At 49.1% G+C, this 25,683-nt stretch carries 30 protein-coding genes and 1 tRNA gene; 12 read left to right on the forward strand and 19 right to left on the reverse strand.

Going from position 1 to position 25,683, the window contains the following annotated elements; genetic code table 11:
• Positions 1-42 precede the first annotated feature (42 nt).
• Positions 43-792: a V4R domain-containing protein gene (locus tag QFX39_RS03805; protein ID WP_300477639.1), complete on the forward strand. Its 750-nt coding sequence runs from the start codon at positions 43-45 to the stop codon at positions 790-792.
• Between the two features lie 52 nt (positions 793-844).
• Here the strand turns inward: QFX39_RS03805 and cobI are convergent, their stop codons facing one another.
• Positions 845-1,543 carry a precorrin-2 C(20)-methyltransferase gene (gene cobI, locus QFX39_RS03810; RefSeq protein ID WP_300477641.1) on the reverse strand — a complete coding sequence of 233 codons (699 nt, stop codon included), beginning with the start codon at positions 1,541-1,543 and terminating at the stop codon, positions 845-847.
• A 92-nt stretch (positions 1,544-1,635) separates the two neighbouring features.
• On the opposite strand from cobI, the gene QFX39_RS03815 reads away from it, so the two are divergent.
• Positions 1,636-3,390: an ATP-dependent DNA helicase gene (locus tag QFX39_RS03815; protein WP_300477642.1), complete on the forward strand. Its 1,755-nt coding sequence runs from the start codon at positions 1,636-1,638 to the stop codon at positions 3,388-3,390.
• A gap of 23 nt (positions 3,391-3,413) precedes the next feature.
• On the opposite strand, the gene QFX39_RS03820 is transcribed toward QFX39_RS03815, so the two are convergent.
• Positions 3,414-6,215, reverse strand: coding sequence for an FmdE family protein (locus QFX39_RS03820; protein WP_300477643.1), 2,802 nt, complete (start codon positions 6,213-6,215; stop codon positions 3,414-3,416).
• Between the two features lie 161 nt (positions 6,216-6,376).
• Between QFX39_RS03820 and QFX39_RS03825 the strand changes: the two genes are divergently transcribed.
• Positions 6,377-6,892: an FmdE family protein gene (locus QFX39_RS03825; protein WP_300477645.1), complete on the forward strand. Its 516-nt coding sequence runs from the start codon at positions 6,377-6,379 to the stop codon at positions 6,890-6,892.
• Positions 6,893-7,001: 109 nt separating this feature from the next.
• Here the strand turns inward: QFX39_RS03825 and QFX39_RS03830 are convergent, their stop codons facing one another.
• The 6 genes from QFX39_RS03830 to QFX39_RS03855 form a co-directional block, all read right to left on the reverse strand.
• On the reverse strand, positions 7,002-7,265 hold the full coding sequence (locus tag QFX39_RS03830) for a hypothetical protein (protein ID WP_300477646.1): 264 nt from the start codon (positions 7,263-7,265) through the stop codon (positions 7,002-7,004).
• Positions 7,266-7,737: 472 nt separating this feature from the next.
• Positions 7,738-8,004, reverse strand: coding sequence for a hypothetical protein (locus tag QFX39_RS03835; RefSeq protein ID WP_300477648.1), 267 nt, complete (start codon positions 8,002-8,004; stop codon positions 7,738-7,740).
• Between the two features lie 66 nt (positions 8,005-8,070).
• Entirely contained in the window at positions 8,071-8,502 is a 432-nt protein-coding gene (locus QFX39_RS03840) for a hypothetical protein (RefSeq protein WP_300477650.1), read from the reverse strand.
• Positions 8,503-8,540: 38 nt separating this feature from the next.
• Positions 8,541-9,422 carry a cysteine peptidase family C39 domain-containing protein gene (locus QFX39_RS03845; protein ID WP_300477651.1) on the reverse strand — a complete coding sequence of 294 codons (882 nt, stop codon included), beginning with the start codon at positions 9,420-9,422 and terminating at the stop codon, positions 8,541-8,543.
• 233 nt (positions 9,423-9,655) lie between these two features.
• Entirely contained in the window at positions 9,656-10,045 is a 390-nt protein-coding gene (locus QFX39_RS03850; protein ID WP_300477652.1) for a hypothetical protein, read from the reverse strand.
• A 128-nt stretch (positions 10,046-10,173) separates the two neighbouring features.
• Positions 10,174-10,249: transfer RNA gene (locus QFX39_RS03855), tRNA-Arg, on the reverse strand.
• A 134-nt stretch (positions 10,250-10,383) separates the two neighbouring features.
• On the opposite strand from QFX39_RS03855, the gene hisF reads away from it, so the two are divergent.
• The 4 genes from hisF to QFX39_RS03875 are packed head-to-tail and all read left to right on the forward strand — an operon-like array spanning position 10,384 to position 13,200.
• A complete protein-coding gene (gene hisF / locus QFX39_RS03860; RefSeq protein WP_300477963.1) occupies positions 10,384-11,223 on the forward strand; it encodes an imidazole glycerol phosphate synthase subunit HisF in 840 nt (279 codons plus the stop codon).
• A 7-nt stretch (positions 11,224-11,230) separates the two neighbouring features.
• A complete protein-coding gene (locus QFX39_RS03865; protein ID WP_300477653.1) occupies positions 11,231-12,163 on the forward strand; it encodes a DNA glycosylase in 933 nt (310 codons plus the stop codon).
• Complete coding sequence (locus tag QFX39_RS03870; RefSeq protein ID WP_300477655.1) at positions 12,141-12,698, forward strand: hypothetical protein; 558 nt, start codon at positions 12,141-12,143, stop codon at positions 12,696-12,698. The genes QFX39_RS03865 and QFX39_RS03870 overlap by 23 nt, the downstream gene beginning before the upstream one ends.
• The gene (locus tag QFX39_RS03875; protein ID WP_300477657.1) at positions 12,691-13,200 is read left to right on the forward strand and encodes a GAF domain-containing protein; all 510 of its coding nucleotides are present in this window, start codon (positions 12,691-12,693) and stop codon (positions 13,198-13,200) included. The genes QFX39_RS03870 and QFX39_RS03875 overlap by 8 nt, the downstream gene beginning before the upstream one ends.
• 90 nt (positions 13,201-13,290) lie before the next feature.
• Here QFX39_RS03875 and QFX39_RS03880 read toward each other — a convergent pair whose 3' ends face one another.
• Positions 13,291-13,716, reverse strand: a complete 426-nt coding sequence (locus tag QFX39_RS03880) for a peptidylprolyl isomerase (protein ID WP_013296499.1) — start codon at positions 13,714-13,716, stop codon at positions 13,291-13,293.
• Between the two features lie 77 nt (positions 13,717-13,793).
• Between QFX39_RS03880 and QFX39_RS03885 the strand changes: the two genes are divergently transcribed.
• Complete coding sequence (locus tag QFX39_RS03885; RefSeq protein WP_300477661.1) at positions 13,794-14,969, forward strand: acetylornithine transaminase; 1,176 nt, start codon at positions 13,794-13,796, stop codon at positions 14,967-14,969.
• 17 nt (positions 14,970-14,986) lie between these two features.
• Here the strand turns inward: QFX39_RS03885 and QFX39_RS03890 are convergent, their stop codons facing one another.
• Entirely contained in the window at positions 14,987-15,394 is a 408-nt protein-coding gene (locus QFX39_RS03890; protein ID WP_300477663.1) for an NUDIX domain-containing protein, read from the reverse strand.
• Between the two features lie 84 nt (positions 15,395-15,478).
• Here QFX39_RS03890 and lysA point away from each other — a divergent pair, with 84 nt between their 5' ends.
• Positions 15,479-16,765, forward strand: a complete 1,287-nt coding sequence (lysA, locus tag QFX39_RS03895) for a diaminopimelate decarboxylase (RefSeq protein WP_300477665.1) — start codon at positions 15,479-15,481, stop codon at positions 16,763-16,765.
• Between the two features lie 5 nt (positions 16,766-16,770).
• Positions 16,771-17,643: a diaminopimelate epimerase gene (gene dapF, locus QFX39_RS03900; protein ID WP_300477667.1), complete on the forward strand. Its 873-nt coding sequence runs from the start codon at positions 16,771-16,773 to the stop codon at positions 17,641-17,643.
• Here the strand turns inward: dapF and QFX39_RS03905 are convergent.
• The 9 genes from QFX39_RS03905 to QFX39_RS03945 form a co-directional block, all read right to left on the reverse strand.
• Positions 17,627-18,244, reverse strand: a complete 618-nt coding sequence (locus QFX39_RS03905) for a HemK2/MTQ2 family protein methyltransferase (RefSeq protein WP_300477668.1) — start codon at positions 18,242-18,244, stop codon at positions 17,627-17,629. The two genes, dapF and QFX39_RS03905, sit on opposite strands and share 17 nt — an antisense overlap.
• On the reverse strand, positions 18,231-18,434 hold the full coding sequence (locus tag QFX39_RS03910) for a helix-turn-helix transcriptional regulator (protein ID WP_300477669.1): 204 nt from the start codon (positions 18,432-18,434) through the stop codon (positions 18,231-18,233). The genes QFX39_RS03905 and QFX39_RS03910 overlap by 14 nt, the downstream gene beginning before the upstream one ends.
• Positions 18,431-18,871: a hypothetical protein gene (locus QFX39_RS03915; RefSeq protein ID WP_300477670.1), complete on the reverse strand. Its 441-nt coding sequence runs from the start codon at positions 18,869-18,871 to the stop codon at positions 18,431-18,433. The genes QFX39_RS03910 and QFX39_RS03915 overlap by 4 nt, the downstream gene beginning before the upstream one ends.
• Before the next feature lie 66 nt (positions 18,872-18,937).
• Positions 18,938-19,759, reverse strand: coding sequence for a 16S rRNA (adenine(1518)-N(6)/adenine(1519)-N(6))-dimethyltransferase RsmA (gene rsmA / locus QFX39_RS03920; RefSeq protein WP_300477671.1), 822 nt, complete (start codon positions 19,757-19,759; stop codon positions 18,938-18,940).
• Between the two features lie 26 nt (positions 19,760-19,785).
• Positions 19,786-20,367 carry a DUF655 domain-containing protein gene (locus QFX39_RS03925; RefSeq protein ID WP_147671364.1) on the reverse strand — a complete coding sequence of 194 codons (582 nt, stop codon included), beginning with the start codon at positions 20,365-20,367 and terminating at the stop codon, positions 19,786-19,788.
• Between the two features lie 39 nt (positions 20,368-20,406).
• Positions 20,407-20,748 carry an RNA polymerase Rpb4 family protein gene (locus QFX39_RS03930; RefSeq protein ID WP_300477675.1) on the reverse strand — a complete coding sequence of 114 codons (342 nt, stop codon included), beginning with the start codon at positions 20,746-20,748 and terminating at the stop codon, positions 20,407-20,409.
• Positions 20,749-20,753: 5 nt separating this feature from the next.
• Positions 20,754-21,044 carry a 50S ribosomal protein L21e gene (locus tag QFX39_RS03935; protein WP_013296488.1) on the reverse strand — a complete coding sequence of 97 codons (291 nt, stop codon included), beginning with the start codon at positions 21,042-21,044 and terminating at the stop codon, positions 20,754-20,756.
• A 187-nt stretch (positions 21,045-21,231) separates the two neighbouring features.
• Positions 21,232-22,440, reverse strand: a complete 1,209-nt coding sequence (locus tag QFX39_RS03940; RefSeq protein WP_300477678.1) for a tRNA pseudouridine(54/55) synthase Pus10 — start codon at positions 22,438-22,440, stop codon at positions 21,232-21,234.
• A 26-nt stretch (positions 22,441-22,466) separates the two neighbouring features.
• Positions 22,467-23,795 carry a signal recognition particle protein Srp54 gene (locus QFX39_RS03945; protein WP_300477679.1) on the reverse strand — a complete coding sequence of 443 codons (1,329 nt, stop codon included), beginning with the start codon at positions 23,793-23,795 and terminating at the stop codon, positions 22,467-22,469.
• A gap of 152 nt (positions 23,796-23,947) precedes the next feature.
• On the opposite strand from QFX39_RS03945, the gene hpt reads away from it, so the two are divergent.
• On the forward strand, positions 23,948-24,538 hold the full coding sequence (gene hpt / locus QFX39_RS03950) for a hypoxanthine/guanine phosphoribosyltransferase (RefSeq protein WP_300477680.1): 591 nt from the start codon (positions 23,948-23,950) through the stop codon (positions 24,536-24,538).
• Positions 24,539-25,531 carry a diphthamide biosynthesis enzyme Dph2 gene (dph2, locus tag QFX39_RS03955; protein ID WP_300477681.1) on the forward strand — a complete coding sequence of 331 codons (993 nt, stop codon included), beginning with the start codon at positions 24,539-24,541 and terminating at the stop codon, positions 25,529-25,531. It begins immediately after the preceding gene.
• The last annotated feature ends 152 nt before the right edge of the window (positions 25,532-25,683 follow it).

Here is a 25,683-nt window from a genome sequence, read left to right on the forward strand (position 1 = left end):
TAGTGAAACAATTTTATGGGTGGTGAAACATAACACTGCTCGATGAGGGAAAGACAGCAGTTCACAATATTTGCAACAGATAATGGAATAGAGGTAATCGAGAGTCCCGTTAAATCACTTATACTATCGGAACTCATGAAGAGGGAACTCAGATTTCAGGATATAGTCAGAATAACCGGTAAATCCAAGTCCACGGTATCAAAGCACCTCTCGGATCTCAGAATGGCTGGCCTTATAGTTGAAAGGCAGGACCCGGCAGATAGGAGAATAAAGGTCTTCTCAATAAACTCAAGGTATCTGGGTAAACTCAGAAGAAAAAAGCGCCGGGAACTGGATGAGGAAAAAACAGAGTTTCTTGCAGAGCACCTGACCTCAGTGGGGGATCCATTTGAGTTCTTCAGGCTGATGTTCCATCTACTCCGGGTTGAACTCATAAAGGAGGGTATGAACATCGACCCCATTCTCCACGAGGTGGGATTGAAGATAGGGGAGGTCATATACCCCAGTTTAAGCGCGAAGAACCTTGAGGACCTCCTTGAAAACCTGGGAAGATTCTGGAGGATAAACCGGCTGGGGACCCTCAAGGTGGAAAGCACGGATCCACTTATAATCAGGGCCTACGACTGCTTTGAATGCGGGCTGCTCCCTGACATCGGGGAATCTGCCTGTGCCCTGGACTCAGGGATACTAGAGGCAGTCTTTGGCAGATACTTCAATTCTGATGTTGAAATACAGGAGACAGAATGCTATGCAAGGGGGGATGAGAGGTGCTCATTCATCATAAACCCATGAGTGTTCAGTTCATGGTCAGACTATCCAGGAACCCCCAGCAGGGCTTTCACCATTAGATGCTGCCCCTGAACCTCACTATGGTCGTTGCAAGGTACCTCCCCTTTGACGGGAAGCCCCTCTCAACCACCTCATCGTCCATGCTGCAGTTCTCCACAGATACAACATACCTATCCCGGGGGTCAGACTCCACAACCTCCCTGGCACGCCTCCCGTGACGTGAGGTTTTCATTATAACGCAGGCATCAACGTTTTCAATTATGCTCCTGAAGCGCTCATCAACCCTTGGCACCACAACAAGGATCTCATCACCCTCCACGATAGCCGTACCTGCACTTGCAGCACATGCTGTGAATGATGTCACACCTGGAACCATCTCTGTCTCGAAGCCCATATCCTCAATCCGCCTCTGAAGGTAACTGAAGGTGCTGTAGATGGAGGGGTCACCCAGGGTTATAAATGCAACGTCCCTCCCTGAGGCAAGTTCCCCTGAAACCAGGCGGGCAGCCTCATCCCAGTGCCTTTCAAGTTCATCCCTATCATCTGTCATGGGGAATACAGGGTCAATTACCCTGTAATCATCGTCACGTTCACTTAAAACATCTTTCACAATTGAAAGGGCTATGCTGTCTCTTTCAGATGAGGAACGGGGAGCGCATATAACTGGAACTGATCTTAAAACCTTCAGGGCCCTTATGGTTAAAAGTTCACTGTCACCTGGCCCAACACCCACACCTATGAGTTTTCCATTCATTAGAAACACCTGATGATCATTCTGCAGATAATGAATTTGTTTTCAGTGGCACTCTCTAAACTTATATAGTTCCTCACCCTTAAATAGACCCCATGGAAAACCCACTTTTCTGTCCCGACTGTGGAATGATGAGGGATAACTGCACATGCAGGGGCAGGGGGCGCCTTTCATTCTTCAGGAACCTCATAAAATCCCATGAGAAATCAGATTCCATCAACGAGGACCTCCAGAAGAGGTATCCCCACATACCCGGCGAAATCATAGAGAACTTTCCCTTTCCCCAGCCAAGACCAGGACAGCTTGATATCATAAACGACATCTACCAGGCACTTGAGGACGGCTACCGCTACGTTATACTCGAGGCAGGTACAGGCACCGGGAAGTCGGCAATAGCATGTACCCTAGCAGGGATCTACCAGCCGGCATACATACTCACAATGACAAAACAGCTCCAGGACCAGTATGCCACTGAATTCGGGTTTCCGGTTGTGAAGGGGAGGGGCAACTTCCTCTGCCGCAACGACGACCTGGAGTCAACCTGTGACATGGGCACCTGCCAGACAACCCCATCATCAGAGAACTTCCACTGCCCCTACGGTGTTGTGAGGGGCGAAACACTCCTGGGTGAGGAGGCATTCCGGGACTCATATGGCAACAGGGTATTCTTCAGGACAGATGAGCACTGCCACTACTGGGAACAGAAGGCAGAGGCCATAAACAGCCCCATAACCCTCATGAACTATGACTATGCATTCCTTGAACTGAACTACGTGGGCCACTTTGACAGGAGGAACCTCATGATACTGGACGAGGCCCACAACATCGAGGATAAACTCATGAAGCGACTGGAGGTCACCATATCCAACAGGCGACTCAGGAAGGACATTAAGAGGACGATACCCTCCAGCATGATGCAGGAGGATGACCCCGCCGAGTGGATCCTCCAGGTTGAAGCCATAGCAGACCACTACAGCGACCTTGAACTGGAATCACTGCCCAGGAAGAGGAGGGACAGGATAAAGAGGACCATCAAGAGGCTCTCGGAACTTAAAATGAGCCTTGAGGATGAACCAAAAAACTGGGTTATTGATTCCGACGGTGAATCGGTTTCATTCAAACCCCTCAGGGTCCACCACTATGCACATGACCGCCTCTTCTCCTACTCTGAATCATGCCTCTTCATGAGCGCCACAATACTGAATGAGAGGCTCTTCTGCCAGTGGCTGGGCATAAAACCCGATGAGGCCTACATAGTAAGGGTCGACAGCCCATTCCCGGCATCAAGAAGACCCATAGAACTGAAGATCGCCGGGAAAATGTCAAGGAACCGGATAAAGCAGACGGCCCCGGAGACCATCCCCATACTGAACAGAATCCTTGAGAGGCACAGAAACGATAAGGGACTCATACATACACACAACTACCGCTGCCAGAGGTTCATAATGGAGAACATACCAAACAGGAGACTCATCGACCACAAGGCATCCAACAGGGAGGCCGTTCTAAGATACTTTGAGGACTCCACTGAACCACTGGTCCTTGTGAGCCCATCAATGAGCGAGGGCGTTGATCTACCCTATGATAAGTGCAGGTTCCAGGTGATCTACAAGATACCCTTCCCCTACCTTGGGGATAAGCAGGTGAACAGGAGGCAGAGGATGGACCAGAGGTGGTACGCCTACAAGACCATAATGACACTGATGCAGGCATATGGGCGTGGTATGAGGGCTCATGACGACTCATGCTACACCTACATACTGGACGGTAACATAGAGATGCTCTTCAGAAGCCCCCTCTACAGGTCGCTCCTCCCTGAGTTCTTCAAGGAGGCCATAGTCAATGAGTGATATATAAAAAGAAAAAAGTTTTTTTATTTTCCAGCTCCACCCCTTAGGAACCCGAAGGCCACGAGACCAGCAGCCACAAGGACGCCCACGATACCATAAACATACCATGATGAGTCTCCGCCACTGGAAGATGATGTCGCATTCTTAACCTCATATGCCTTCTTACCTTCAACCGGGGACTCCTCTGAGACTTCAGATGCAGCACTCTCACCGGCAGGTGAAGTACTGAGGTCAACACCCGGTGAGTAACCGGCATGGACACCTGTAACACCATGAGAACCTGAGGACACACCACCAGTTGAGCCGCCTGTGGAGCCACCAGGAACACCTCCCTGGTTCCCACTCTGTGATCCTCCATTGTTCACAGGTATGAGGTCATCCAGAGTTCTTGCAGGTATTGAACGCAGGTATGCGAGCGGGTTACCATTTGCACCACTCTGTATCACCCTCAGCTCGTCCTCTGTTATCCACTTTTCAACCTCCTTTGTTAGCACCATGGGAGATGTCATGTAAGCTGGTGTCTGGCCGCTGTAGAGCATTATGAAGGCGGCAGCCCATTTCTCGAACATGGCATTCCTTGTGGTGCAGTCACTGAGGTCAAACTGTGGCCATCTGAAGCTTATCATCACCGCCTTACCAACCTTCTTCACGGGGTCCCATAGTATGAGTATTCCCTCTTCACTTCCACCGGGGATCATGGGTGATTCAAGTTCATCCTGGAGGACCCTCTTCGCAAAGTATGTGCCTGTACCAGGACTCACACCCATGAGGTAGAGGAGGGCGTCGTCCTTGCAGTATATGCTTGTCCCGAACCACTGGTACTGCTGGCCAGCTTCCAGAGGATAGTTCTCAAAGGCATACTCTGTTATGAAGAAACCTGGCTGAACACCGGGGCAGACATGGTTGTGGAATAGGAACGTCACGAGCTGGTCGTAGGGGATGTCGTACTTCCATGCGTTTGCTATGCTCTCTATGCTGAAATATGAACTTCCAAATATCCTTGAATTTGCGGTGTCTCTTGCGGCGTCATTAAGGGCTGCGGGACCTATGTCGTTGACCCGTATACCATCCGGTGTGGCCCATGCAGTGAGGGCACCTGTTGTGGGGTTGTAGGTTATGTATACTGAGTCCAGTGTTCTTCCATCGGCTCCCTTAAGGACGAATGTGAACCACAGGGGCTTGTAGAATGGGCTGTGGATCGGTAGCAGATTTTTCCTGCTGAGTCTTGAACCAAGGACCTCAAAGATTCCGTCATAACATGCATCTGTTGGCGTGCCGTTGAGGTAGACGTAACCTGCCGATGTGAGGACGGCAATGTTGAGACTATCTCTTTCAAGGTTCACACCCCTCTCAGCCATGAATATGTTCTTTGCCATCTCAGCAGCCCTTTTTCCGATCTCCCTGAGCTCCGTGTAATTCACACCACCAGCTGATGTGGCGGGGGTTGCCCTGGTTGCATTTGGAAGATTGAGTCTGTTTATGTATTCCATGTCAAGGCCGTGGGTTTCGTTCACCTGGTTATAGTTGACCTCCCTTCCCACAAGGTAGTAGTACTGATCGGCTGTGAGATTATCGAGCTCTTTGACTATGGTTACAAGTGATGTGGGGTTCTGTGTAACCTTTTTAACAAGCCAGGCATTGAATTTGAGTTCTGATACTGCTATTGCACCTGTTTCCCTTTTGTAGAGGTCGATGAGTGCCTGCTGGTCAAACTTCATGACAACAAGGGTACCCGTATTTGTCCTTGAGTTCCATCTTATGAAGCCAACCATACTCGCATCTGCACCAGTACCTGATGTATCAAAGCCAAGGTATGACCTCTTTCCAGGTGTATTGTCGAGTGCAACTATGAGTGCGTCGTCATCTGATCCGCCTGGAACACCTATTGTTACATAGTTGGTGATTTCTATTGGGGAACCTGTTGACCAGTCCTGAAGTGGCGGGTAGTACATGCATAACGTTTTGCTCATGGCATAGCCGCTGATTGTTCCAATACACATGTGACCGTGGAAAGCTGCCTGCTTGAGAAGGTCAGCGGGGGCTCCAACAGCCCATGCATTGGCAAGGCTTGCGAACGGGAAGGCGTCTTCCCCCAGCCTTGAGGTCAGGTTGTTCCACTGGGTGATGGTCATGTTCTGGGAGACGGTTCCAAGATAAACAAGGGTGCTGTTCCTGTAAAAAGCCATAAGAAGGTCTTTGCCCTTTTTTATTATGAAGGCCGTGCAGAGTGGATCCACTGCTGTTCTCCTGAGGGTGAGTATGTTTGCCTTTCCATAACTGATAACACCCCCTGCCCTGTTGAGTATGCCCTCTATCACGTCTTCGGTCGTCTTATTTCTGTATTTAACAAGACCTGCGGTTGTTATAACCAGGACTTCACTTCCTGATGTGAAGTTCAGGATTCTGTCGGCCCTCTCGGTCACATCTCTGCCAAGACGGTATGCTTCTGTTGCATTGAGCAGAAGGTTCAGGCTGGAGTAGTACCTTGTGTCTCTGGGATCCCTCGGGTTTAATGTGAGGTTGAGTCTTCTCTCTGCGGTTATGTATCCAGGGGCCCTCACCGTGAGTGTAAGATTTGCTGAGCTTATATTTGTGTGCTGGAATATCAGCTTTGTGTAGCCGCTTGATGGGTCGTAGGTTCTCGTGTAATTCAAACCAACCCCCGAGTCTGTGATCTCAAATGTTGGGTTTATTCTGGCTGTGTCATCACTATACTGGTAACTGACAAGTACGCCAACCTCACAGGTTGTGTTGTCTGCAGCCGCCACTGATCCTGTCATTAGGACCATCAGTAAGAGCACTGAGACCAGAAATAGCTCACGCATTTTTTCACCTCCATCCATTTTTCACTAAGATAATTTTACTACTATAAAAATTAATATTATTACTTTTTTTAAATTAATATAAGTATGAGTAATAATATTCTCTGGATCCAGCACAAACGTTTATATTTAGTGTGGCCTCCAGAGATAGAATGGGTGATAACATGGATTATAGTGACATAGTCAAATTTCACGGTCATTCCTGTGCGGGAACAGCCCTTGGATACATGGTTGGAAAGATCGTGGCAGAGAGATTTGGAAGATCAGAGGATGAGGAGATAGTGGCGGTTGTTGAGAACGACAGCTGCAGCATAGACTCCATCCAGTTCATGACAGGGTGCACATTCGGTAAGGGGAACCTGATATTCAGGGACCATGGAAAACATGTCTACACGTTCCTGAACAGAAAAACAGGTGAGGGGATAAGGATATCCCTTAAAAAGACCATTGATGAACTCATGGATGAACTGGGAGTTGCTGACAGGGCTGAGATGACAGACAGGATACTTGAAATGGACCCCCATGAACTCTTTGATGTCACCGATGTGGTGGAGGAGATTCCAGAGAAGGCGAGGATCTATGGATCTGTGAGATGTGCTGAATGTGGAGAACCGGTTTCAGAGCACAGGGCAAGAATAAAGAATGGTGAAATAGTCTGCATCCCATGTTTCAGGGCCTAAAATTTTATTTTTTATCATCAGGTTATATTCACTTCCACCAGATGATCATCCAGATATAAAAAACGTTAAATGGATTACCTGGTAGGTTGGCTTCCCAGAAATTAAATGTTTACTGGGGGAGGGCGCTGTTTAGAATGCTTCCTGTTTGCATGAGGATCAGTGAGAGGAAAAATGACCCTGCTGTGAACAGCAATGTCCACGAATTTAATGGAAAACCTCTAAGAGCTTGCAGCATGACAAGGATTGTGTAACAGGATACTGCTGATATTATCATGTTGCTCTTTTCTTCAGCAGGCTTACTGAAGCGTGCGATAACGAGTCCCGTGAAGATGGCGAATGCCAGGCCCAGAAGGAAACCTGAATTTCTGCTCACCATCCAGGAAAAAGGAGCAATATAACCCCAGCCATGAGTACATATGCACTTCGCACTAAATCACCACCTATCAATGAATAGGGAGGCCCCATCATGATGCATATCCATAACCCTCGTGACGGTACCAGACCATGTAGCTTTCACTATAATCTTGGAACCCATCGAAAATCTACTTTCCCAATATCTCCACAATGAAGCCACCCTTCTACCTCAACATTGATATAAATAGGGTCTTAGCATCCCAAAAAGGTACCCTATGTCTTTTTGTTTTTACTGCTGGTTCTTAGGAGGGTTTTCAGTTGGGGTGTGTTGATCAGGAGGAGTGTTGTCAGTAATATGATGGCAACATACCAGTTTAAGGTGTTTAGCGTTGGTTGAAGTACCAGTATGATGTAGAGGAGGAGTGCTGTTAGGACCGTCTCAACAAAAATTTTAAGATGCCCTCTATTGTGCTGGTTTGAAGTTCTATAACCTAGAGGGAGAGCATGGTAAGCATCAAGAGAAAAACCATGAACTCTGATGCTACATGGACATCAAACACATAGAGGAATGAAATTACCATAAAAACCGTGAATAGGCCTAAAAACCTCTGAATAAGGAGGAATGGCGGTACTTTAATACCACCACCCACAATGTGCACGATAATAACGCCCTTCTGCAGGTTCAAAGAGGATATGGGAGCATCCTTTACCAGGATCCCCCTGCAATGTCCCGGCAAACCATGTAATAAACATTCCACCAGTTAAACTCCTCACCATGCCATTTTTTATTTTTTTGCTTACTGTATTTTAATAATGCTTTTTTCTCAATCTTTTGAATCAGTTACTGGCTTGATTATGGTTAACACTGTAAAGGCGATATATGCGGTGGCGGTTACTGTAAGCGCGACGCATGTGGTGCCCACAACATTTTTGTTGATGGGTGTTTCAGTGAGGATGGCGTTTGTTAAACCTATGAGGTTGAATCCCAGTGTGAACAGGGCGCTGATCAGCAGTGTCCCGGTAAAGCCATGGTCATAGCATCCACCCGTGTCTATGATAACCTCCTTCAAACCAGTCATGAACAGTATAGCAATGACATCTAAAATGAGAATATAGGCTGCTGAATCAACAGGGTCCCCTGAGACAGCATAGAAGAATGGGGCCAGCTCATCCCCCTGCAGCCACCCTGATAGAACTATAGCTGCAGTTATGGCAAAAACCGCCAGCAGCGTTAATATAAACCTTTTATATTTCATAGCTTTCCTCCTCTTTTAAAAAATAATTGGTTTGGTGGTTAGTATTCTACATAATGTATGCAGTGATCACGCCCCACGTATGCTTTCACCTTCTTGTTTGGCGGATGATAAGCACAATATTTCCAGTATCTTTGAGGAACATATTTATCTCTGATTGTGATGATTAGATTACCCAGCCCATATAAAGTCACTGGAAGCCACCATAACCGCCCTTTAATCCTCTGCATTTCCTCGGTGCTTAGGATTTTTCCTGTGTTTATATGGGGCTCTGTTTCTGTTTGGTTTTCTGGGTTTGTCTGGTTTTCTGGTTCTGTTGTGTTTTCAGTTGTTTCTGTTTGGTTGGTGGTTGTGAGGGTGTAGCCGGTGTAGATTTTCTGGAATTCTTCCAGTGGTATTTCTATGTTTCCCTGTGTGGGGTCTGCGAGTTTAACGGTGTTGCTGGTGACTTCCCTGATGAGGGTGTAGTGTCCCTCGCCGTCACTCACTGTATAGGCGATCATGTTCCCGCGGAGTTCAGTGATGTTGAGTTTCACTCCAATGAGGTTCACGCCTTTGGCCTTTGCTGCTTTGATGAGTCCCTGCATTGTTGTTCCGTCTTCTGTGGTTTCGGCGAGGTCTGCGAGCTCATCTTCGGTTGTGTTTATTCCGAGGTTCTGGAGTAGTGTGGCGAGTGCTGCCGGCCCGCAGGTGTAGTTCCTGGTCTGCATAACCACTCCTGTGGTGTCGGCTGTGATGTTATCGTCTATGGTGAACTCTGCTGGATCCGTGAAGTTCACTTCAGGGTTATCTGCTGTGGATAGTTCCATGGGATCGGTGGGGTTGCTGCTGTTATCCTGTGGGGTTTCTGCGGCCGCAGCAGCGTTAAAGGATACTGCGAGTGTGAAGAGGATCAGCAAACCCCAAAGACACAACTTTCTCATCCATCATCACCACCATAAATTGATAATAAATCTATAAGAAAAACTCATATATATATTACGGTTCACTTCTAATGTATTATTCACGTTGATGGGAAAGGATTCTTCTGCGGGTTGCTTTCCTGTCAGCTGGTGATCATCAGGGTTATTGGGCGCATGGTTTGTCTTCGAGAACTCTTTATATCCCTTTTTTGTTATAGCTTTGGGGATACTGTTAATTGGTGGATATTATTTTTTCATCCCCTCTTTTTTTGGGTTCTTTTGTGTTTGAGGGGTTCTGGGATGATGTTGATTATTCCGGCTGGGAGAATGGCTGACCATAGGCTCTCTATTGTGCCTTTGGTTAAACTGATATCCATGAGTGTTGAATAGGTGATACCTGTGATGTTGATGATGGCAAGGGATAGGAGACATGGTTGCCAGTTCTCCCCCCACCATGCCTTCAGGAGACTTAGGAGGAGCAGATTGAGCAGAATGTAAAACAGGGCTGTGTTCAATCGGTGGTAGATGAGTTGAAAGAGTCCGCTTGCCGGGATGCCCCCTGAGGATAGGATGAGAAGTAGTGTTGATATGAGAACAATCACCATTCCAGCCATACTTACAAAATAACTCTTCTCTGACTTCATTAAAACCACCATCATATTACCCATCGCAATGATACTTGTGAACTAGGTAATTACTTGATAGCTATGAATGGGCTGTAGAATAAATGATTTTAGGCTTTTATTTAATAAATTCAAAACAAAATAAAATACGGACCCGGGGGGATTTGAACCCCCGACCTTGGGATCCGAAGTCCCACGTCATATTCCAGGCTAGACTACGGGCCCTACAGACACTTCTCTATTTAAACTTAACCATTTAAATATTTTCTCATAAGCCGTACACCACCACAGATTTATAGAGGGTACCCGTTAGATATACATAAACTTTCAGGAATCTTAATGGGCCAGTGGCGATTGAAATGCTTGCAAAGAGGATAATACCATGTCTTGACTGCGACCTCCAGGTTCCGCATGGGAGGGTCGTGAAGGGCGTTGAATTCAAGAGGATAAGATATGCGGGGGACCCTGTGGAACTTGCAACCCGCTACTACGAGGATGGTGCCGATGAGATAGTCTTCCTTGACATAACAGCCTCCCATGAGAGAAGGGAGACCATGACCCATGTGATAGAGGCAACCACCGAGAACGTCTTCGTGCCCATATGTGTGGGCGGAGGCGTAAGGAAACCAGAAGACTACGTTAAGATGCTGAAGGCCGGCGCAGATAAGTGCTCAACAAACACGGCGGCAATAAAAAACCCTGAACTCATCAGTGAGGCATCAAAACTCGTGGGGTCCCAGGCATGTGTCGTGGCAATAGATGCCAAGAAGAGATACATTGAAAACCCCCGGGAATCCGATGAGAGATTCATAATAGAAGTTGACGACGGCTACTGCTGGTACGAGTGCAGCATATACGGTGGAAGGGAATTCACAGGGATAGACGCCATAAACTGGGCAATGGAGTGCCAGGACAGGGGGGCAGGGGAGATACTCCTCACATCCATGGACCGCGACGGCACAAAGGAGGGCTATGACATTCCACTCACAAGAACCATGAGCGAAAACCTGGACATACCTGTCATAGCATCAGGGGGGGTGGGAAACCCCCAGCACATATACGAGGCCTTCACAGATGGAAAGGCAGACGCGGCCCTCGCTGCAAGTATATTCCACTTCAACGAGTATCCGGTCCCCGCTGTGAAGGAGTACCTTCATTCAAGGGGTATCCCGGTCAGGCTACAGGAAAAACGGGGTTAAACTATACATGGATATACCTGTAAGGGAATTCGACCTTGAACTGACCCAGGAGAGTGGCCAGACATCCCAGCCACCATGGAGAAGGACTGACGGCGCCTTCAGGGAGCTCCTCATAATCGGGGGAGTGCCATGCCCTGTGGAGGTGAGGGTTGAGGATGAAGTCCTCAGGGTGAACCCCTACATTGATGTCCCCAGAAAACCTTTAAAGAAGAAGATAGAGTACATATTCGACCTTAAATTTGAAATTGAAGATTTATACAGTTTTCTTGAGGATAAGGGGCTATCAGACACCATTCAATCATCAGGGGGCCTGAGGCTATTCCTTGCAAAGGATCCATTTGAGTGCATAATCTCATCCATAGCCTCCGCCAACTGCTCCATTAAGAGATGGACAAGGGCAGTGGCTGATATCAAAAGGGGTTGGGGTGACTGCCACGAATTCCTGGGGGAGAGGTTCTACACCTTCCCATCTCCTGCCACCCTTGCAGGGGTTGAGGAGGAATCACTTGAGGACCTTCAGAGGCGCGAGGATAAACTACCCGATGATTTCAGGTTCACTGACCTCAGGTCATGTGGGGTGGGCTACAGGGCCCCCTACATAAGGGAGACCTCAAGGATACTCTCTGAGGAACTTGATATCAGCAAAATCCACAGGATGGACTACCAGGATGCCAGGGAGGTCCTCCTTGAACTGCCAGGGGTCGGACCGAAGGTGGCTGACTGCATACTCCTCTATGGGTTCAGGAAGACCGAGGCCTTCCCTGTCGATGTATGGGTGAGGAGGATAATGAACCACCTGTACCCTGATAGAAACTTCAGTGCCAGGGATATTTCTGAATTTGCAGCCCGAGAGTACGGTGAAATGGCTGGTTACGTCCAGCTCTACCTCTTCAACCATGCAAGGAGGTCAGGGCTACTTGAAAAACTCAGAGGCCAATGATGAAGGGCAACCTGTGCCCGGGAACTTTAAGATGAAGGATGTTATTGATGAATTCAGGAGGGCCGCAGGGAAATCTTTCAGGGAACTCAGGAGGGTCCTGGATGAAAAATACTGCTGGAAGTGTCCTCAGAGGTCAACAAGGGACAGGATAGGCTGCAGGGAGGTTGAGGCATGGATGCGTCTCAGATCGGCCCTTGAGGAGGAACTCACAGAACAGGTGAAGGGACTCGGGGAGAGCTATCATGAAACTGTACTCTTAAGGATCAGGGATAAGACTGAGAAGCCCACCATTAAGATAATCAGGGAGAAGGGGGGATACATAATCATCAGGGATAGCACCTCCGGCCTCAGGATGGGCCATGAGGTAATGGTTGGATCCAGGATCCTCAGGGTTGAGGGGCTGGATGGTGCCGCTGTCATAACCGATGGGGGAAGGTACCCCCTTTATGAGGTGCGGGGCAGGGTCCTGGACAGGGTTCGACCAGGGCACCCACTCTACAGTTATATAAGGTCACTGGAGGGCCAGAATGAATGATCTGAGGGAAAAACTTGAATCTGTTTCGTCTGTTAAGGAAGCCTCTGATATTGTCTTTGATGAAATAAAAATGAGAACAGGAAGCAGGTACTGCTATGTTGCCTACGTTGACCCTGAAAATGGTGACAGTGTCGGTATAAGGTTCTCCCACCTGACCGATTACTGCAGTTACTATGAGGAACTGGGCGAGGCAAGGTTCAGGCTCCCCAAAAGCGGGAGGTACGGGGGCCTCCTAGGGTACTCCCTTGATACAGGGGAGTCATTCTTCACCAACAACCCGGCAGGACACCCTGCAGCCCATGGGATACCTGAGGGACACATAAAGGTTTCAAAATTCCTATCCGTGGCGGTGAAGGATGATGAGGGGATCCTAGGGCAGATAGTGGCAGCGGATCCCCCTGAAAATTACAATGAGGGCCACCTCAGGGTGGCTGAGGAGATCGCAGAGGTCTACGCAGGGGTCCTTAGAAGGTTCTACCGTGGCGAGATACCCCTCAGATAGAATTTCACACCACCGGGAAAACATCACTCGTCGTAGACCCTGACCGGGATGTCCTCATCCTGATCCTCAATGAAATCGAAGAGGGAATTCTCATTCATCGTAGACCCTGACCTTCAGCATACGGTCACCCCTCTCTATTGATTCAACAACATCCATGCCCTTCACAACCCGCCCGAAGACGGTGTGAACCCCATCAAGGTGAGGCTGGGGGGAGAGTGTTATGAAGAACTGACTACCACCGGTGTCCCTCCCTGCATGGGCCATTGAAAGGGCCCCCTTCACGTGTTTATTGGGGTTTATCTCACACTTTATGGTGTAACCTGGACCACCGGTACCATCACCCACCGGGCAGCCACCCTGAATCACAAAGTCAGGTATTACCCTGTGGAATGTGAGTCCATCATAGAAGCCGGTATTTGCAAGTTTCTCAAAATTGGCAACTGTATTCGGGGCATCCTCAGGGAAGAGGATGAGCTCTATTTCTCCCTTAACGGTTTCAATAACAGCCCTTTTCATTTAACCACCATAACATACATATTTATTATCCTTTTAGGTTCAAGATTAATATAAGTCCACCACATGTCGGTGATATCATGGATTCAGAGGAAGTAATTGAACTTGAAAAAAAATTTATCATGCAGACCTACACGCGGCAGCCCATTGTACTATCACATGGAAAGGGCGCCACTGTATGGGATATTGATGGTAACTCCTACATTGACTGCTTTGCCGGTGTTGCGGTTAATAGCATTGGACATGCCCACCCCAAGGTTGCCCTTGCAATCTGTCACCAGGCCCAGAGGCTCATCCACTCATCCAACATATACTATACCAGGGAGCAGGCGGAACTTGCAAAGCTCCTCACAGGGATATCCCCCCATGACAGGGTTTTCTTTGCAAACAGCGGTGCTGAGGCAAATGAGGGGGCCATAAAACTTGCAAGAAAGTTCACAGGAAAATCCGAAATAATAGCCGCGGAGAACTCCTTCCATGGAAGGACCCTTGCAACTGTAACCGCCACGGGACAGAAGAAGTACAGTGAACCATTCAGGCCGCTGCCAGAGGGATTCAAACACGTCCCCTACGGTGACCTGGGGGCAATGGCAGATGCCATAGGAGATGACACAGCAGCCATAATACTTGAACCAGTGCAGGGTGAGGGCGGCGTTATCGTCCCCCCTGAGGGCTACCTGAGGGACGTGGGGGAACTTGCAAGGCAGAACGATGTTCTCCTCATACTCGATGAGGTACAGACAGGTTTTGGAAGGACCGGGGCAATGTTCGCATCGGAGCTATTTGATGTGCGACCTGACATCACCACGGTTGCAAAGGCCATGGGTGGAGGATACCCAATAGGTGCAGTACTTGCAGATGAAAGGGTTGCATCGGCATTCAAACCAGGAGACCATGGATCAACATTCGGGGGGAACCCGCTGGGATGTGCAGCTGCCATAGCAACCATTGAGGTTTTGCTGGATGAGAAGCTCCCTGAGAGGGCAGCCAGGATGGGTTCCTATTTCATGGCAAGGCTCAGGCAGGTCCTGCAGGGCTGTGATTCTGTGAAGGATATCCGTGGCGTGGGCCTCATGATCGGGATAGAACTTGATGGCGGCTGCAGCAGTGTCGTTGACGAGGCAAGGAAGATGGGGGTGCTGGTAAACTGTACTGCGGATAACGTGATAAGGATAACGCCTCCACTTGTCATAAAGAAGGAGGAGATAGACGCAGCGGTCTATGTCCTTGGACATGTCATCTCCGAGGTTCAGTAAGTAATGGTAAAGTGGTGTCATCGAGGTTTGGTCTGCCCAAAAAGCCATGGATTTTTATTTTTAAATTCACGGAGCCAGGGTGAAAAGTCCATTTCACCACCAGTGAACCAGCACCAGTCCTCGTGTTCGCTGCTGATTTTCGGAACGCCCCCTCTAAACTCAGTAGAGAAGATAATGTTGACCGATACCTTCTCCGGGAAAACCTGCTCAAATGCACCCAGAACATGCACAGGCCTGATTTCAAGGCCTGTCTCCTCATAAACTTCCCTTAATAATGCCTCATCCAGTGTTTCACCACCATCAGGTTTTCCACCGGGAAGCTCCCAAAGTGAGGGGTTTGTTGCCGAATCACCGGCTCTTTTCAGAATGAGAACACCATCATCACCCCTTATAAGGGCCCTAACAACCGGTATGAATGGTTTCATATTTTCACATCCCACGAACTTTTATTAGTCAGTTGAATGAAAGATTTGATTGATTCATTAATTAATCTGGGAGGATCACCGATTATGTTTTCTGATATTGAGGTTAACGATAAGGGACACCTTGTGATTGGAGGCGCCGATGCAGTTGAACTGGCAGATGAATACGGCACCCCCCTCTATGTCATCGACGAGATGAGAATAAGGGACAATTACAGGAGGCTCCACAGGGCATTCTCCAGGAACTATCCAGACTTCCAGGTATTCTACGCATGCAAGGCCAACACCAACCTCGCGGTCATGAGGATACTGGAGGAGGAGGGCAGCGGAATCGATGCTGTGTCCCCTGGGGAGATCTACACCGCCCTCATGGCAGGCTTTGACCCTGAAAGGATCCTTTACACAGGCAACAATGTGAGGGATGATGAGCTGCAGTTTGCCCTTGAAGCGGGTGTGAGGATCAATATTGATTCAAGGTCACAGCTTCTGAGGCTGGCGGAGATGGCCCCTGAGGGACTTGAGGTATCATTCAGGGTCAACCCCCTTGTGGGTGCAGGCCACCATGAGCACTGCATCACCGGCGGGGAGATGAGCAAGTTCGGCATCATGGAAAGCGAGGCCCCGGAGGTTTACAGACTCGCACTAGACCTTGGCCTTAAGCCGGTGGGTATACACGCTCATATAGGGTCAGGCATACTTGACCCGGAGCCCTTCATGCTGGCAGTTGAGTCCCTGATGGATATCGCGGGAAGGGTTCATGGGGAGACAGGGGTCGAATTTGAATTCATAGACTTCGGCGGAGGTCTGGGTATACCATACACTCCAGATGAGGAGCCACTGGACATTGATGAATTTGCATCAAGGATAACTGGCCTCTTTAAGGATAAATTATCTGATTATGGTCTTGGAAAGCCTGTTATGTGCCTTGAGCCTGGAAGGTACATAGTTGGTGATGCATCGTATCTCCTAACACGCGTTAACACAGTAAAGGAGAGCTACAGGAAATTCGCAGGGGTTGACGCGGGCTTCAACACACTGCTGAGGCCTGCAATGTATGGCTCCTACCACCACATCCTGGTTGCAGACAGGCCCCTTGCCGGGCCCTCAGAAAAGATAGACATAGCAGGGAATGTATGTGAATCAGGGGACCTCTTTGCCAGGGACAGACCCCTGCCTGAGGTCAATGAGGGCGATCTACTTGCCATCATGAATGCAGGTGCCTACTCCTTCTCAATGGCATCCCAGTACAACTCCCGCCCAAGACCGGCTGAGGTGCTTGTAAGGGATGGCGAGGCCGAGGTTGTGAGGAGGAGGGAGACATTCGCTGATCTACTGGCAGGGCAGGTTGTACCTGCAAGGCTTCTTAAGAGGTAGATAGAATGACGAGGATGGTAATGTTCTCCAAGATGCATGGACTTGGAAATGACTATGTGGTTATAGATGAGAGCACACAGGAATGCATACCCGAGGATAAAAAGCCTGAATTCGTCAGGGAGGTCTGTACCAGGGGATTCTCTGTTGGGGCCGATGGCGTCATATTTGTCCAGCCACCAGCTGGTGAAGGGGATATAAGGTTCAGGATATTCAATGCCGATGGAAGCGAGGCAGAGATGTGCGGTAACGGAATAAGGTGCTTCTCAAAGTTTGTATACGAAAATGCAATTGTGAGAAAGAAAAAACTTGACGCTGAAACCCTTGCAGGCATCAAAACCGTGGAGCTTGAGATCGGGGATGATGGTTCAGTGGTCTCCGCAAGGGTTGATATGGGCACAGCAACATTCAAGACAGACCAGATACCCATGGATGTGGGGGAATATGAGTTCATAGACCGTTTCCTCCCGGTTGAGGGTGAGGATATCAAACTCACAGCCCTGAGCGTCGGGAACCCCCATGCGGTGATATTTGTGGATGATGCCGGATCGGTGGACCTGGAGCGGCTTGGACCTGCAATAGAGAATCACCCCCTCTTTCCTGAGAGGATCAACGTGCACTTTGTTGAGGTGGTTGATCCATCTGAGATCATCATGGTAACCTGGGAGAGGGGCGCCGGGCCAACAATGGCATGTGGAACAGGGGCCACTGCCAGTGTTATTGCAGGGGTTAAACTCGAAAAACTGGATGACAGCGTCCTGGTGCATCTACCTGGAGGTGAACTGAAAATAGACGTCTACCAGGAGGGTACAGAGCTGGGGGCCTACATGGAGGGCGATGCAGTCCTCGTGTTCGATGGGATACTCATAAGGGATCCCTAGCTTTCATAATGGCCCTTATGAGTACTATCTCCTCAAAGAAGTACCTTTCACTCGCGGTAACCTCCGCATCAAAACCAAGACTCCGGAGCCTTTCAAGTGTCCTACTGGTGTCTGAGAGTGAGGATTGAACGAGCTGGACTCTTCCACCGGGCTTGAGGTGTTCGGCCACACCATCAAGGAAGCGGTCTATAACCCTCCTCCCGTCGGGTCCCCCATTCCAGGCAAGGTCTATGGGGTCCTCTGTGAGATCCTCCTCTCCCACCGGGAGGTAGGGGGTGTTGAAGAGTATAACATCGAATTTCTCACCCCTCACAGGATCAAAGAGGTCACCCTGGAGTACCCTTAACGTGGAGCCATTCAGGGCAGCGTTTTTTCTGGCACATTCAACTGCAGCGGGATTTATATCTGTTGCAGTCACATCGGCCTTCTCTGAGGCCTTTATGGCAACCAGCCCAGTACCGGTGCCTATTTCAAGGACCCTTTCGCCCTCTCTAACATCAAGGTTATCTGCAAGGAGGAAGGTGTCCTCTGCAGGCTCATATATGTCCCTGCATGTTTCGATTTTCAGATCACCGTACCTTATCATTTCAACCATCCTCATCAAGGAGGAATATATCCTCGATGTGCTCCCCCCTGAGGGCCCTTGTGATCCTGTGGGCGAGGATGAGGGAGGGATTGTAGCGCCCCCTCTCAAGGGCTATTATGGTCTGCCTTGTAACCCCCACCATCTCTGCCAGTTCCTCCTGGGTCAGTCCAAGTTTATTTCTGTATTCCCTTATCAGGGTTTTCAATTTTCCCTCTCCAGGCGATAGTTTGTCACTGATTTGGCGATAACCCCTGCAACCAGTGCAATAACCGGGACTGGATCCACGTAGGGGTCACCCTTAAGGGAACTTGAGATGAGCTGGATGAATATTCCCACAACAAGGACAGGCATCATGGCCCAGGCCGCGTTTCTCTCGGCTACTGCCTCGTGGAGGTATTCCCTTTCATCCCTCCTGACCTTCCACATGACATCAAACATGTCAAGGAAGAGGAATACCAGCCATGCGGCCGTCACATATATTCTTGCCATGGTGCTGAGGGGCAGGAGCTGGACCGCTACAAGGATGAGAAGCACAGATGCCAGGTATACAGCGCCCTGCCAGGTTTTAACTGAAACTCCCCAGCCACCATACTTTCTTCTTCCAAACCATTCGGGTCTTGCTATTATCAAAACAACCACCATGTAAAAAATAGTTTACATAATATTTATATTTTTCTATTGTGGTGCACTTGAGAGAGGTCCTGGTGCTCATGAGGGCGATGATAGCTCCTCAACGCGTTCTGTAATCTCAAGTATCTCCTCTGGCTTCAGCTGGAAGACCCTCTTCTCAAGTATCTCAGATGGAAGAACATCCAGAACCTCACTGAAGTTCAGGTCGGCCTTTATCTCGTGGAATGACTCCCTGAGTGACTTGGAGGTTTTTTTCTTTCTGTGCTGAAAGAGGGCACGGCACACATCCTCAAAAAGTGCCGGGAGCCTGAACCCCGTGGGCCTTAAAGTCACGACTGCAGAGTCAACACGGGGCCTCGGGAAGAAGCAGCCCGGTTTGAGGTAATCAACTATCTGAACCTCTGCAAGGAAGTGCAGCATTACGGAGAGCCTTGAGTAATCCCGTGTACCTGGCTCTGCAACCATCCTTGCAGCAAACTCCTTCTGGTACATGAGGACCCCCAGCTCGAATTCATGCCTCAGAAGCCTGAAGGTTACAGGGGAGGATATCTGGTAGGGCAGGTTGGATACAACCTTGTTGAAGTCGGGAAAATCAACCTTAAGGGCGTCACCAACGATGATATCCACGTTGTCCACTTTTATTCTATCGGCAAGGATCCCTGCAATGAATGGGTCACTTTCGATTGCGGTGACATGACCAGCAAGTTCTGCCATGGGGAGTGTCAGTGTACCTATGCCGGCCCCTATCTCCAGGACGTGATCATCGGCCCCCAGATCGGCATATCCCAGTATGCGCCGCCTCTTGCCGTCATCAACAAGGTAATTCTGCCCCAGACTCCTTCTGAGCCTGACACCGTACTTCCTCAGAACGTCCCTTGTCTCTCTGTAGAGTCCCGTCATAAAATAAATTGGTTATTGGGTTAAAATCAGTCCCTCTTCTTCTGGGGAGGTCTTGTGAATATTGTGTACTTCCTTTTTCCCCGCTTGGCGCCCTCAACGTCCAGTTCCATGAGGACCCTCCTGACGATGAGTTTAACAGGGTCTGATAGCATCGGGACCCTGTTCTTTATGTCCTCAAAACTCTCAAAGGGCTTTTCCTCACGGGCCTTCAGGATATCCCACATATGTTTTTTACCGATTCCTGGAAGAAGTTCAAGCTGATGAAGCCTGGTGCTTATGGGGCCCGCCTCATTGAAGAAACGCACGAACCTGTCCTCGTTGGACTTTATTATTTCCTCAATGACGTAGGGCAGTTCAACCCTGGCCGTGGCCGTGAGTTCATTGTGCCGGAGTCTCCTGTTGATCCTGGCTATCTTATCCCTTTTACCCTTACCTATGTAGACCTCCTCATGAATCTCAAGGTCAACATCTGGCCTAGGTGTTAACTCAAGGAGGGTGAACTCATCCTTTCCTAGAGCCTGGGCAACAGGCCTCTTCTTGAATGTACCGAAACCTTCACTCACGTAGCCAAGTGGAAGGTAATCCAGTATGATAGCGTACTCTTCCATGAAATCACATACTCTAATTTTTCAGGTCAGATATTATTTTTATTCGACCCGGTATTTATCTATTACCTCGAGTATGCCTGGCAGGTCCTCTGCCTTTATGGGAACCCTTTCCTTGGCAAAGATTAAACGGAGGTCCGATAGGTCCACAGGCATGATATCTGCGATCTTGACAGCATGCCTCCTCTTTATGTTGGGGATACCCATCAGTTCCTCAATGAGACTCCTGCTGGTTTCAGGGTCAAGCCTTGAAAAGCGGGTTACATGGTCAAGGACAAGGTTCTGCTCGTAGGTGAGCTCATGTTCTTCCCCGAATTTTTCGAGTATCTCCTTAACCTCTGCCATTGAAACAGGTTCACTTTCCAGAACCTTTTTCCCTATCATGGGAATCACTCTTGCATCTGAAGGTGCTCTGGCCTCACCACAAGCTGTTTCTCCTTGTTACCGTCCCTTATGGACACCACATATGATCTGCCCATCATACCGGCAACACGGCCTGTTTTACCATGGAAGCGGGGGTGTGGCTGGCCCCTGTGGATGCTTGGATCTATTATTATGTGTACAAGGTCACCCTCACTGAAGCTCTGGATCTTCCTTGTTATCGGGTTTGATCTTCCAGGTCTTTTAACCTTCTGAAGCTTGTGTCTTGTTTTACTTCTGAAACCTCTTGATCTTCTCATTTTTTAACCTCCATAAAAGCCTGTGATGGCTTGTAAAAGTCATTAAAACCTTACAAGAATCAGACATCTAAACTTATAAGTTCTGTATTTAACATTTCCATAAATATATATTTTTCCTCAGGTCAGGGGATCTTTCAGGTTTAAGGGGAGACCATCATCAGGCTTGTCTGCCGGGTCAGATGAATCTTCATGCGGCCTCCCCTACCTCAAGGACATCAAGGCTGGCGCACCTTGCAGGTACGCCCAGGATGCTGCTCACACTGGGATCTGTACGGCCCGAGTCCCCTGAGATCAGTTCCTTTATGTACAGCCCACCCTCAGCCTTTATTATGAGTTCCAGGTGATCGTCAAGGCGTTTCCAGGATATGTCAAGGACCCTGCGTTCCCTGATCCTGTCAGCCCTTCTGTGTGAAACCCTCAACGGGGTCCGCTGCCTTATCAGGTCAAGTTTCTCAAGCTTTACCAGATCCTCATCAGAAACGGCACCCTCGAGTTCAACAATGGCACGGTAGACCTTGTATTTTTTCCTTGATGACTCCTTCAGTTCCACCTTCCGGTTCCTTGAGGAGAACCTCAGATCAGCCACATCAACCATGCCCCTGGCTCTTCTGTTTATCTCATCCTCCAGTGCCCTCAGATCTGGTGTGCGGATTGCCGGCTCCTTAATCTCCAGCACGAAGGGTCTTCCGGTTCCAAGCATCCGCACATCCACATCCTCCCTGCCGGAGCCATGGAACTTACTGTCACTTCCCCCTGTTGCCTCGAGGACAGGTTCTGATATGAGTTCCTCCACGGATGTGGGGTACATTTTACCGGTATAATTACACCTGCTGCACCCCCTCCCGCGGCAGCTCCTGCAGGGCCATTTTGTCTGGGGTATACCGCGGACAAGTTTACGGTATCGTCCCTCAATGAAGATGGGGTTTATCTGAACATGGACCCTTATTTGCCCCCTCAGATCAACAGTTATTACAAGGTCCGGCGATTCAAAGTCCGCACCACACTGGAGGATGGAGGTGACCCTCTTGCCGAGTTCACGGTTCACCTCCCTTTTGACACCCTCCACCTGGACTCCAAGGCGCCTGTTTATCTCTTCATCAATTCTGAGCACATCATCAGGGAGCCTTGTACCCACAAGTACCGATGAGTACTCCAGGTTTAGGTCATCCACCTTCTCCCTGACCCTCAGGGCAGCCTCATCGAGCCTCTCAAACACATCGCCACATACCAGGCAGGGGCCTTCCAGATGAAGTGAAAATTTTTCAACAAGCCTTTCACCCCTCAGGCGATTTCCAGGACCCTCCATGACGTCAAAAAAACGTCTTCCAAGGCAGTGAGGACATATTTTAGAGTCTGTGATATCCAAGATGGCATCAAGTCTTTCCTGAACGTCCATTTTAATTCTCCTGGTTTAAATCAGATCTACCTCATGAACTGCCTCATCAGCTGACCCATGGGGCCACCCATCTTCCTTCTGCCAAGGCCCTTCATGGCCTTCCTGGTGACCCTGTAGTACTTTAAAAGTTCCTTGACGTCTTCGTTCCGGGTACCTGACCCCCTTGATATTCTCCGGATCCGGGATTGCTTGATTATGTCGGGTTTTTCCAGTTCCTCCTCTGTCATGGAGTCCATTATGATAAGGTACTTCCTTATGGTCTCCTCGGTCATCTTTGTGGCATCCTTGGGGAGTTTCCCGACACCCGGGAGCATATTCATGACCTGCTGCAGGGGCCCCATCTTGCCCATCATCTCAAACTGGACCCTCATATCCTTCAGTGTGAACTTCCCGGATAGTATGGCGTCTAGGGATTCCTCAGCAAGTTCCTCATCTGAGACCTCCTCAACCTTTTCAAGGAGGCTCTTGAGGTCCCCCATTCCAAGAAGCCTTGATATGAACCTTTCAGGGTCGAATACCTCCAGGTCATCTATCCGCTCCCCGGTACCTATGAACCTGATGGGGGCACCAATCTCTGCAACCGCTGAGAGTGCACCTCCACCCTTGGCTGACCCATCAAGCTTTGTAATGATTATCGACCCGATATCTGTGGCCGCCCTGAATGCAAGGGCCTGTTCCCTTGCCTGCTGACCGATTGTCCCATCGATTACGAGTATAGCCTCATGGGGTTTAATGACGGCCGAGAGTTCCTCCATCTCCCTGAGGAGGTCCTTCTCCTCCTTGTGCCTTCCTGCGGTGTCGAATATGATAACATCCTTTTTCTGAAACCTTTCAAGCCCCTTCTCTGCAAGGTCAAGGGCGTCTTTGTTTTCAGGGTCCCCGTAGACACTGATATCCTGGCCCTCTGTGTACTGCTTCAGCTGTTCAAAGGCCGCGGGTCTCCAGGTGTCTGTACAGACCACACCCACGGTGAAACCCTTCTTACGCAGGTACCTTGCAAGTTTACCGATGGTTGTTGTTTTACCGCTCCCCTGGAGCCCCAGGAAGAGTATCCGGTAGGGCTTCTCCTCTATCTTTAATTCATGGGACCTTTCACCAAGGAGCTTAACCATCTCCTCGTAGACTATGCTTATGATGTGCTCCTTGGGTGTTATCCCCTTTGGGGGCTCCTCGTTAAGAGCCCGCTCCTCTATTGATTTTGAAAGGTTGAATACAAGTTTTATGTTAACGTCAGACTGGATCAGGGCCCTCTGTATATCCTTAATGACTTCCTTCACGACCTCCTCATCAACTATGGTCATCCCTGCCAGTTTTTTCATAGTTTTACTGAGACTCCTGCCCAGATTTCCAAGCATAGTTTCACCTGCAGTGATCAGTAATCATTAACTATTGTTGGGGCCAACTTATATATTAAGATCCTTTATAAAGCGTATCCTGTGCCGCTTTTGATACACCGAAACAGTCAGGTTATCATCACTGTTCACAGACCATAACGGGTGATTGAAAAATGCTTGATAAACTAAAGGAAAGCCTCAGAAATTCCCCTGTAATAAAGAAGGGGGAGTATGACTACTTTGTTAACCCTGTAACTGATGGAATACCGCTCACAGAGCCTGAAATCCTTGAGGAAATTGCAGATGAAATAGTGAGGAGATTCAACCCGGATCCAGGCAGTGTGGATAAGATAGTGTGCATTGAGGCCATGGGTATACACCATGCCACGGTGCTATCACTCAAAACCCGCATTCCATTTGTTGTTGTAAGAAAAAGGAGGTACGGCCTCCCCGGGGAGGTCGCGGTCCACCAGATGACAGGTTACAGTGAGGGAGAACTTTACATAAACGGTGTTGATGGGGACGACCGTGTAATGGTAATCGATGACGTCGTGAGTACCGGCGGGACACTGCTGGCTGTCCTTGAGGCCCTCAGGGAAATGGAAGTGGAGGTTGTGGACGTTGTAACCGTCATAGATAAGGGTGAGGGCTCAAGGGTGGTGAAGGAGAGGACAGGGTTCACTGTAAGGAGCCTTGTGAAGGTGGATGTTGTTGACGGGCGGGTCACCGTTGAGGACATCCCGGATGGGGGGCTGAATGATTAAATGTCACTCTATGATCTTGAAACAGAAAGGGTTATCAGGGAAATAAAGCGCCTCAAAGCAGATTTTGTTGGACTCCAATTTCCTGAGGGACTTAAAACAAGGGCTGTTGAACTTGCAGAGATTATAGAATCAGAAACGGATGCGACAGCTGTTATATCTGCAGACCCATGCTTCGGTGCATGTGATGTTTCAGACAGGAAGATGAAGGGCATGGTTGATCTCATAATCCACTACGGTCATACACCGTTTCCCATTGACTATGAGGTGCCCGTCATATTCATTGAGGCCCGTTCAGGGGTTGATATAAGGGGTGTCCTTGAGGATGCCGCCCGTCTGCTGGATGGCCACGAAAGGGTGGGCCTTGCAACAACCGCACAGCACCTCCACCTCCTTGATGAGGCAGCGTCCTTCCTTGAGGAGAGGGGCTTTGAAGTGGTTAGGGGCAGAGGGGTAAACACCGCCGAGGGCCAGGTACTCGGGTGTAACTTTTCAGCCATCAGGGATACCGATGCAGACGCATACCTCTTCATTGGAAGCGGAAACTTCCATCCACTGGGCATAAAACTTTTAACAGGAAGGGATGTTGTGGTGGCTGACCCCTACCATGGCGAAGTAAGGAGAGTGGATGAATTTGCAGATAGGGTCCTCAGGATCAGATTCGCAAGGATAAACAGGGCCTCCTCCGCCAGGAGGTGGGGGATAATAGTCTCATCAAAGGAGGGACAGAGGAGATTCAAACTGGCCATTGAGATAAAGAGGAAGCTGGAGTCTGCTGGAAGGGATGCATTCATATTCCTGCTTGAAAATGTATCACCAGAGGCACTGCTGCCATTCAGGGATATCGAGGCGTTCGTGGTTACCGCTTGCCCGAGGATTGCCATTGACGACTCACAGATTTATGATAGGCCACTCCTTAACCCATCGGAACTTGAGATAGCCCTTGGTGAAAGGGAATGGGAGGATTACGTCCTCGATGAGATAATATTTTCCTGAATATCTTCACTGATGGTTCAACTGGATCCTGCAGAAACCATGTTAACGATCTTACCTGGGATCGGTGGTTCACTGAGAAGCAGACGGATAATCCTGCAGAAACCATGTTAACGATCTTACCTGGGATCGGTGGTTCACTGAGAAGCAGACGG

Source organism: Methanothermobacter sp. (assembly GCF_030055425.1).
Taxonomy (GTDB): domain Archaea; phylum Methanobacteriota; class Methanobacteria; order Methanobacteriales; family Methanothermobacteraceae; genus Methanothermobacter.

Bases quoted from the DNA above. Each gene is read 5' to 3' on its own strand.
- QFX39_RS03805 (WP_300477639.1), top strand. From the start codon at position 43: ATGAGGGAAAGACAGCAGTTCACAATATTTGCAACAGATAATGGAATA.
- cobI (WP_300477641.1), bottom strand. From the start codon at position 1,543: ATGAATGGAAAACTCATAGGTGTGGGTGTTGGGCCAGGTGACAGTGAA.
- QFX39_RS03815 (WP_300477642.1), top strand. From the start codon at position 1,636: ATGGAAAACCCACTTTTCTGTCCCGACTGTGGAATGATGAGGGATAAC.
- QFX39_RS03820 (WP_300477643.1), bottom strand. From the start codon at position 6,215: ATGCGTGAGCTATTTCTGGTCTCAGTGCTCTTACTGATGGTCCTAATG.
- QFX39_RS03825 (WP_300477645.1), top strand. From the start codon at position 6,377: ATGGATTATAGTGACATAGTCAAATTTCACGGTCATTCCTGTGCGGGA.
- QFX39_RS03840 (WP_300477650.1), bottom strand. From the start codon at position 8,502: ATGAAATATAAAAGGTTTATATTAACGCTGCTGGCGGTTTTTGCCATA.
- QFX39_RS03845 (WP_300477651.1), bottom strand. From the start codon at position 9,422: ATGAGAAAGTTGTGTCTTTGGGGTTTGCTGATCCTCTTCACACTCGCA.
- QFX39_RS03850 (WP_300477652.1), bottom strand. From the start codon at position 10,045: ATGAAGTCAGAGAAGAGTTATTTTGTAAGTATGGCTGGAATGGTGATT.
- hisF (WP_300477963.1), top strand. From the start codon at position 10,384: ATGCTTGCAAAGAGGATAATACCATGTCTTGACTGCGACCTCCAGGTT.
- QFX39_RS03865 (WP_300477653.1), top strand. From the start codon at position 11,231: ATGGATATACCTGTAAGGGAATTCGACCTTGAACTGACCCAGGAGAGT.
- QFX39_RS03875 (WP_300477657.1), top strand. From the start codon at position 12,691: ATGAATGATCTGAGGGAAAAACTTGAATCTGTTTCGTCTGTTAAGGAA.
- QFX39_RS03880 (WP_013296499.1), bottom strand. From the start codon at position 13,716: ATGAAAAGGGCTGTTATTGAAACCGTTAAGGGAGAAATAGAGCTCATC.
- QFX39_RS03885 (WP_300477661.1), top strand. From the start codon at position 13,794: ATGGATTCAGAGGAAGTAATTGAACTTGAAAAAAAATTTATCATGCAG.
- QFX39_RS03890 (WP_300477663.1), bottom strand. From the start codon at position 15,394: ATGAAACCATTCATACCGGTTGTTAGGGCCCTTATAAGGGGTGATGAT.
- lysA (WP_300477665.1), top strand. From the start codon at position 15,479: ATGTTTTCTGATATTGAGGTTAACGATAAGGGACACCTTGTGATTGGA.
- dapF (WP_300477667.1), top strand. From the start codon at position 16,771: ATGACGAGGATGGTAATGTTCTCCAAGATGCATGGACTTGGAAATGAC.
- QFX39_RS03905 (WP_300477668.1), bottom strand. From the start codon at position 18,244: ATGAGGATGGTTGAAATGATAAGGTACGGTGATCTGAAAATCGAAACA.
- QFX39_RS03915 (WP_300477670.1), bottom strand. From the start codon at position 18,871: ATGGTGGTTGTTTTGATAATAGCAAGACCCGAATGGTTTGGAAGAAGA.
- rsmA (WP_300477671.1), bottom strand. From the start codon at position 19,759: ATGACGGGACTCTACAGAGAGACAAGGGACGTTCTGAGGAAGTACGGT.
- QFX39_RS03925 (WP_147671364.1), bottom strand. From the start codon at position 20,367: ATGGAAGAGTACGCTATCATACTGGATTACCTTCCACTTGGCTACGTG.
- QFX39_RS03930 (WP_300477675.1), bottom strand. From the start codon at position 20,748: ATGATAGGGAAAAAGGTTCTGGAAAGTGAACCTGTTTCAATGGCAGAG.
- QFX39_RS03935 (WP_013296488.1), bottom strand. From the start codon at position 21,044: ATGAGAAGATCAAGAGGTTTCAGAAGTAAAACAAGACACAAGCTTCAG.
- QFX39_RS03940 (WP_300477678.1), bottom strand. From the start codon at position 22,440: ATGGACGTTCAGGAAAGACTTGATGCCATCTTGGATATCACAGACTCT.
- QFX39_RS03945 (WP_300477679.1), bottom strand. From the start codon at position 23,795: ATGCTTGGAAATCTGGGCAGGAGTCTCAGTAAAACTATGAAAAAACTG.
- hpt (WP_300477680.1), top strand. From the start codon at position 23,948: ATGCTTGATAAACTAAAGGAAAGCCTCAGAAATTCCCCTGTAATAAAG.
- dph2 (WP_300477681.1), top strand. From the start codon at position 24,539: ATGTCACTCTATGATCTTGAAACAGAAAGGGTTATCAGGGAAATAAAG.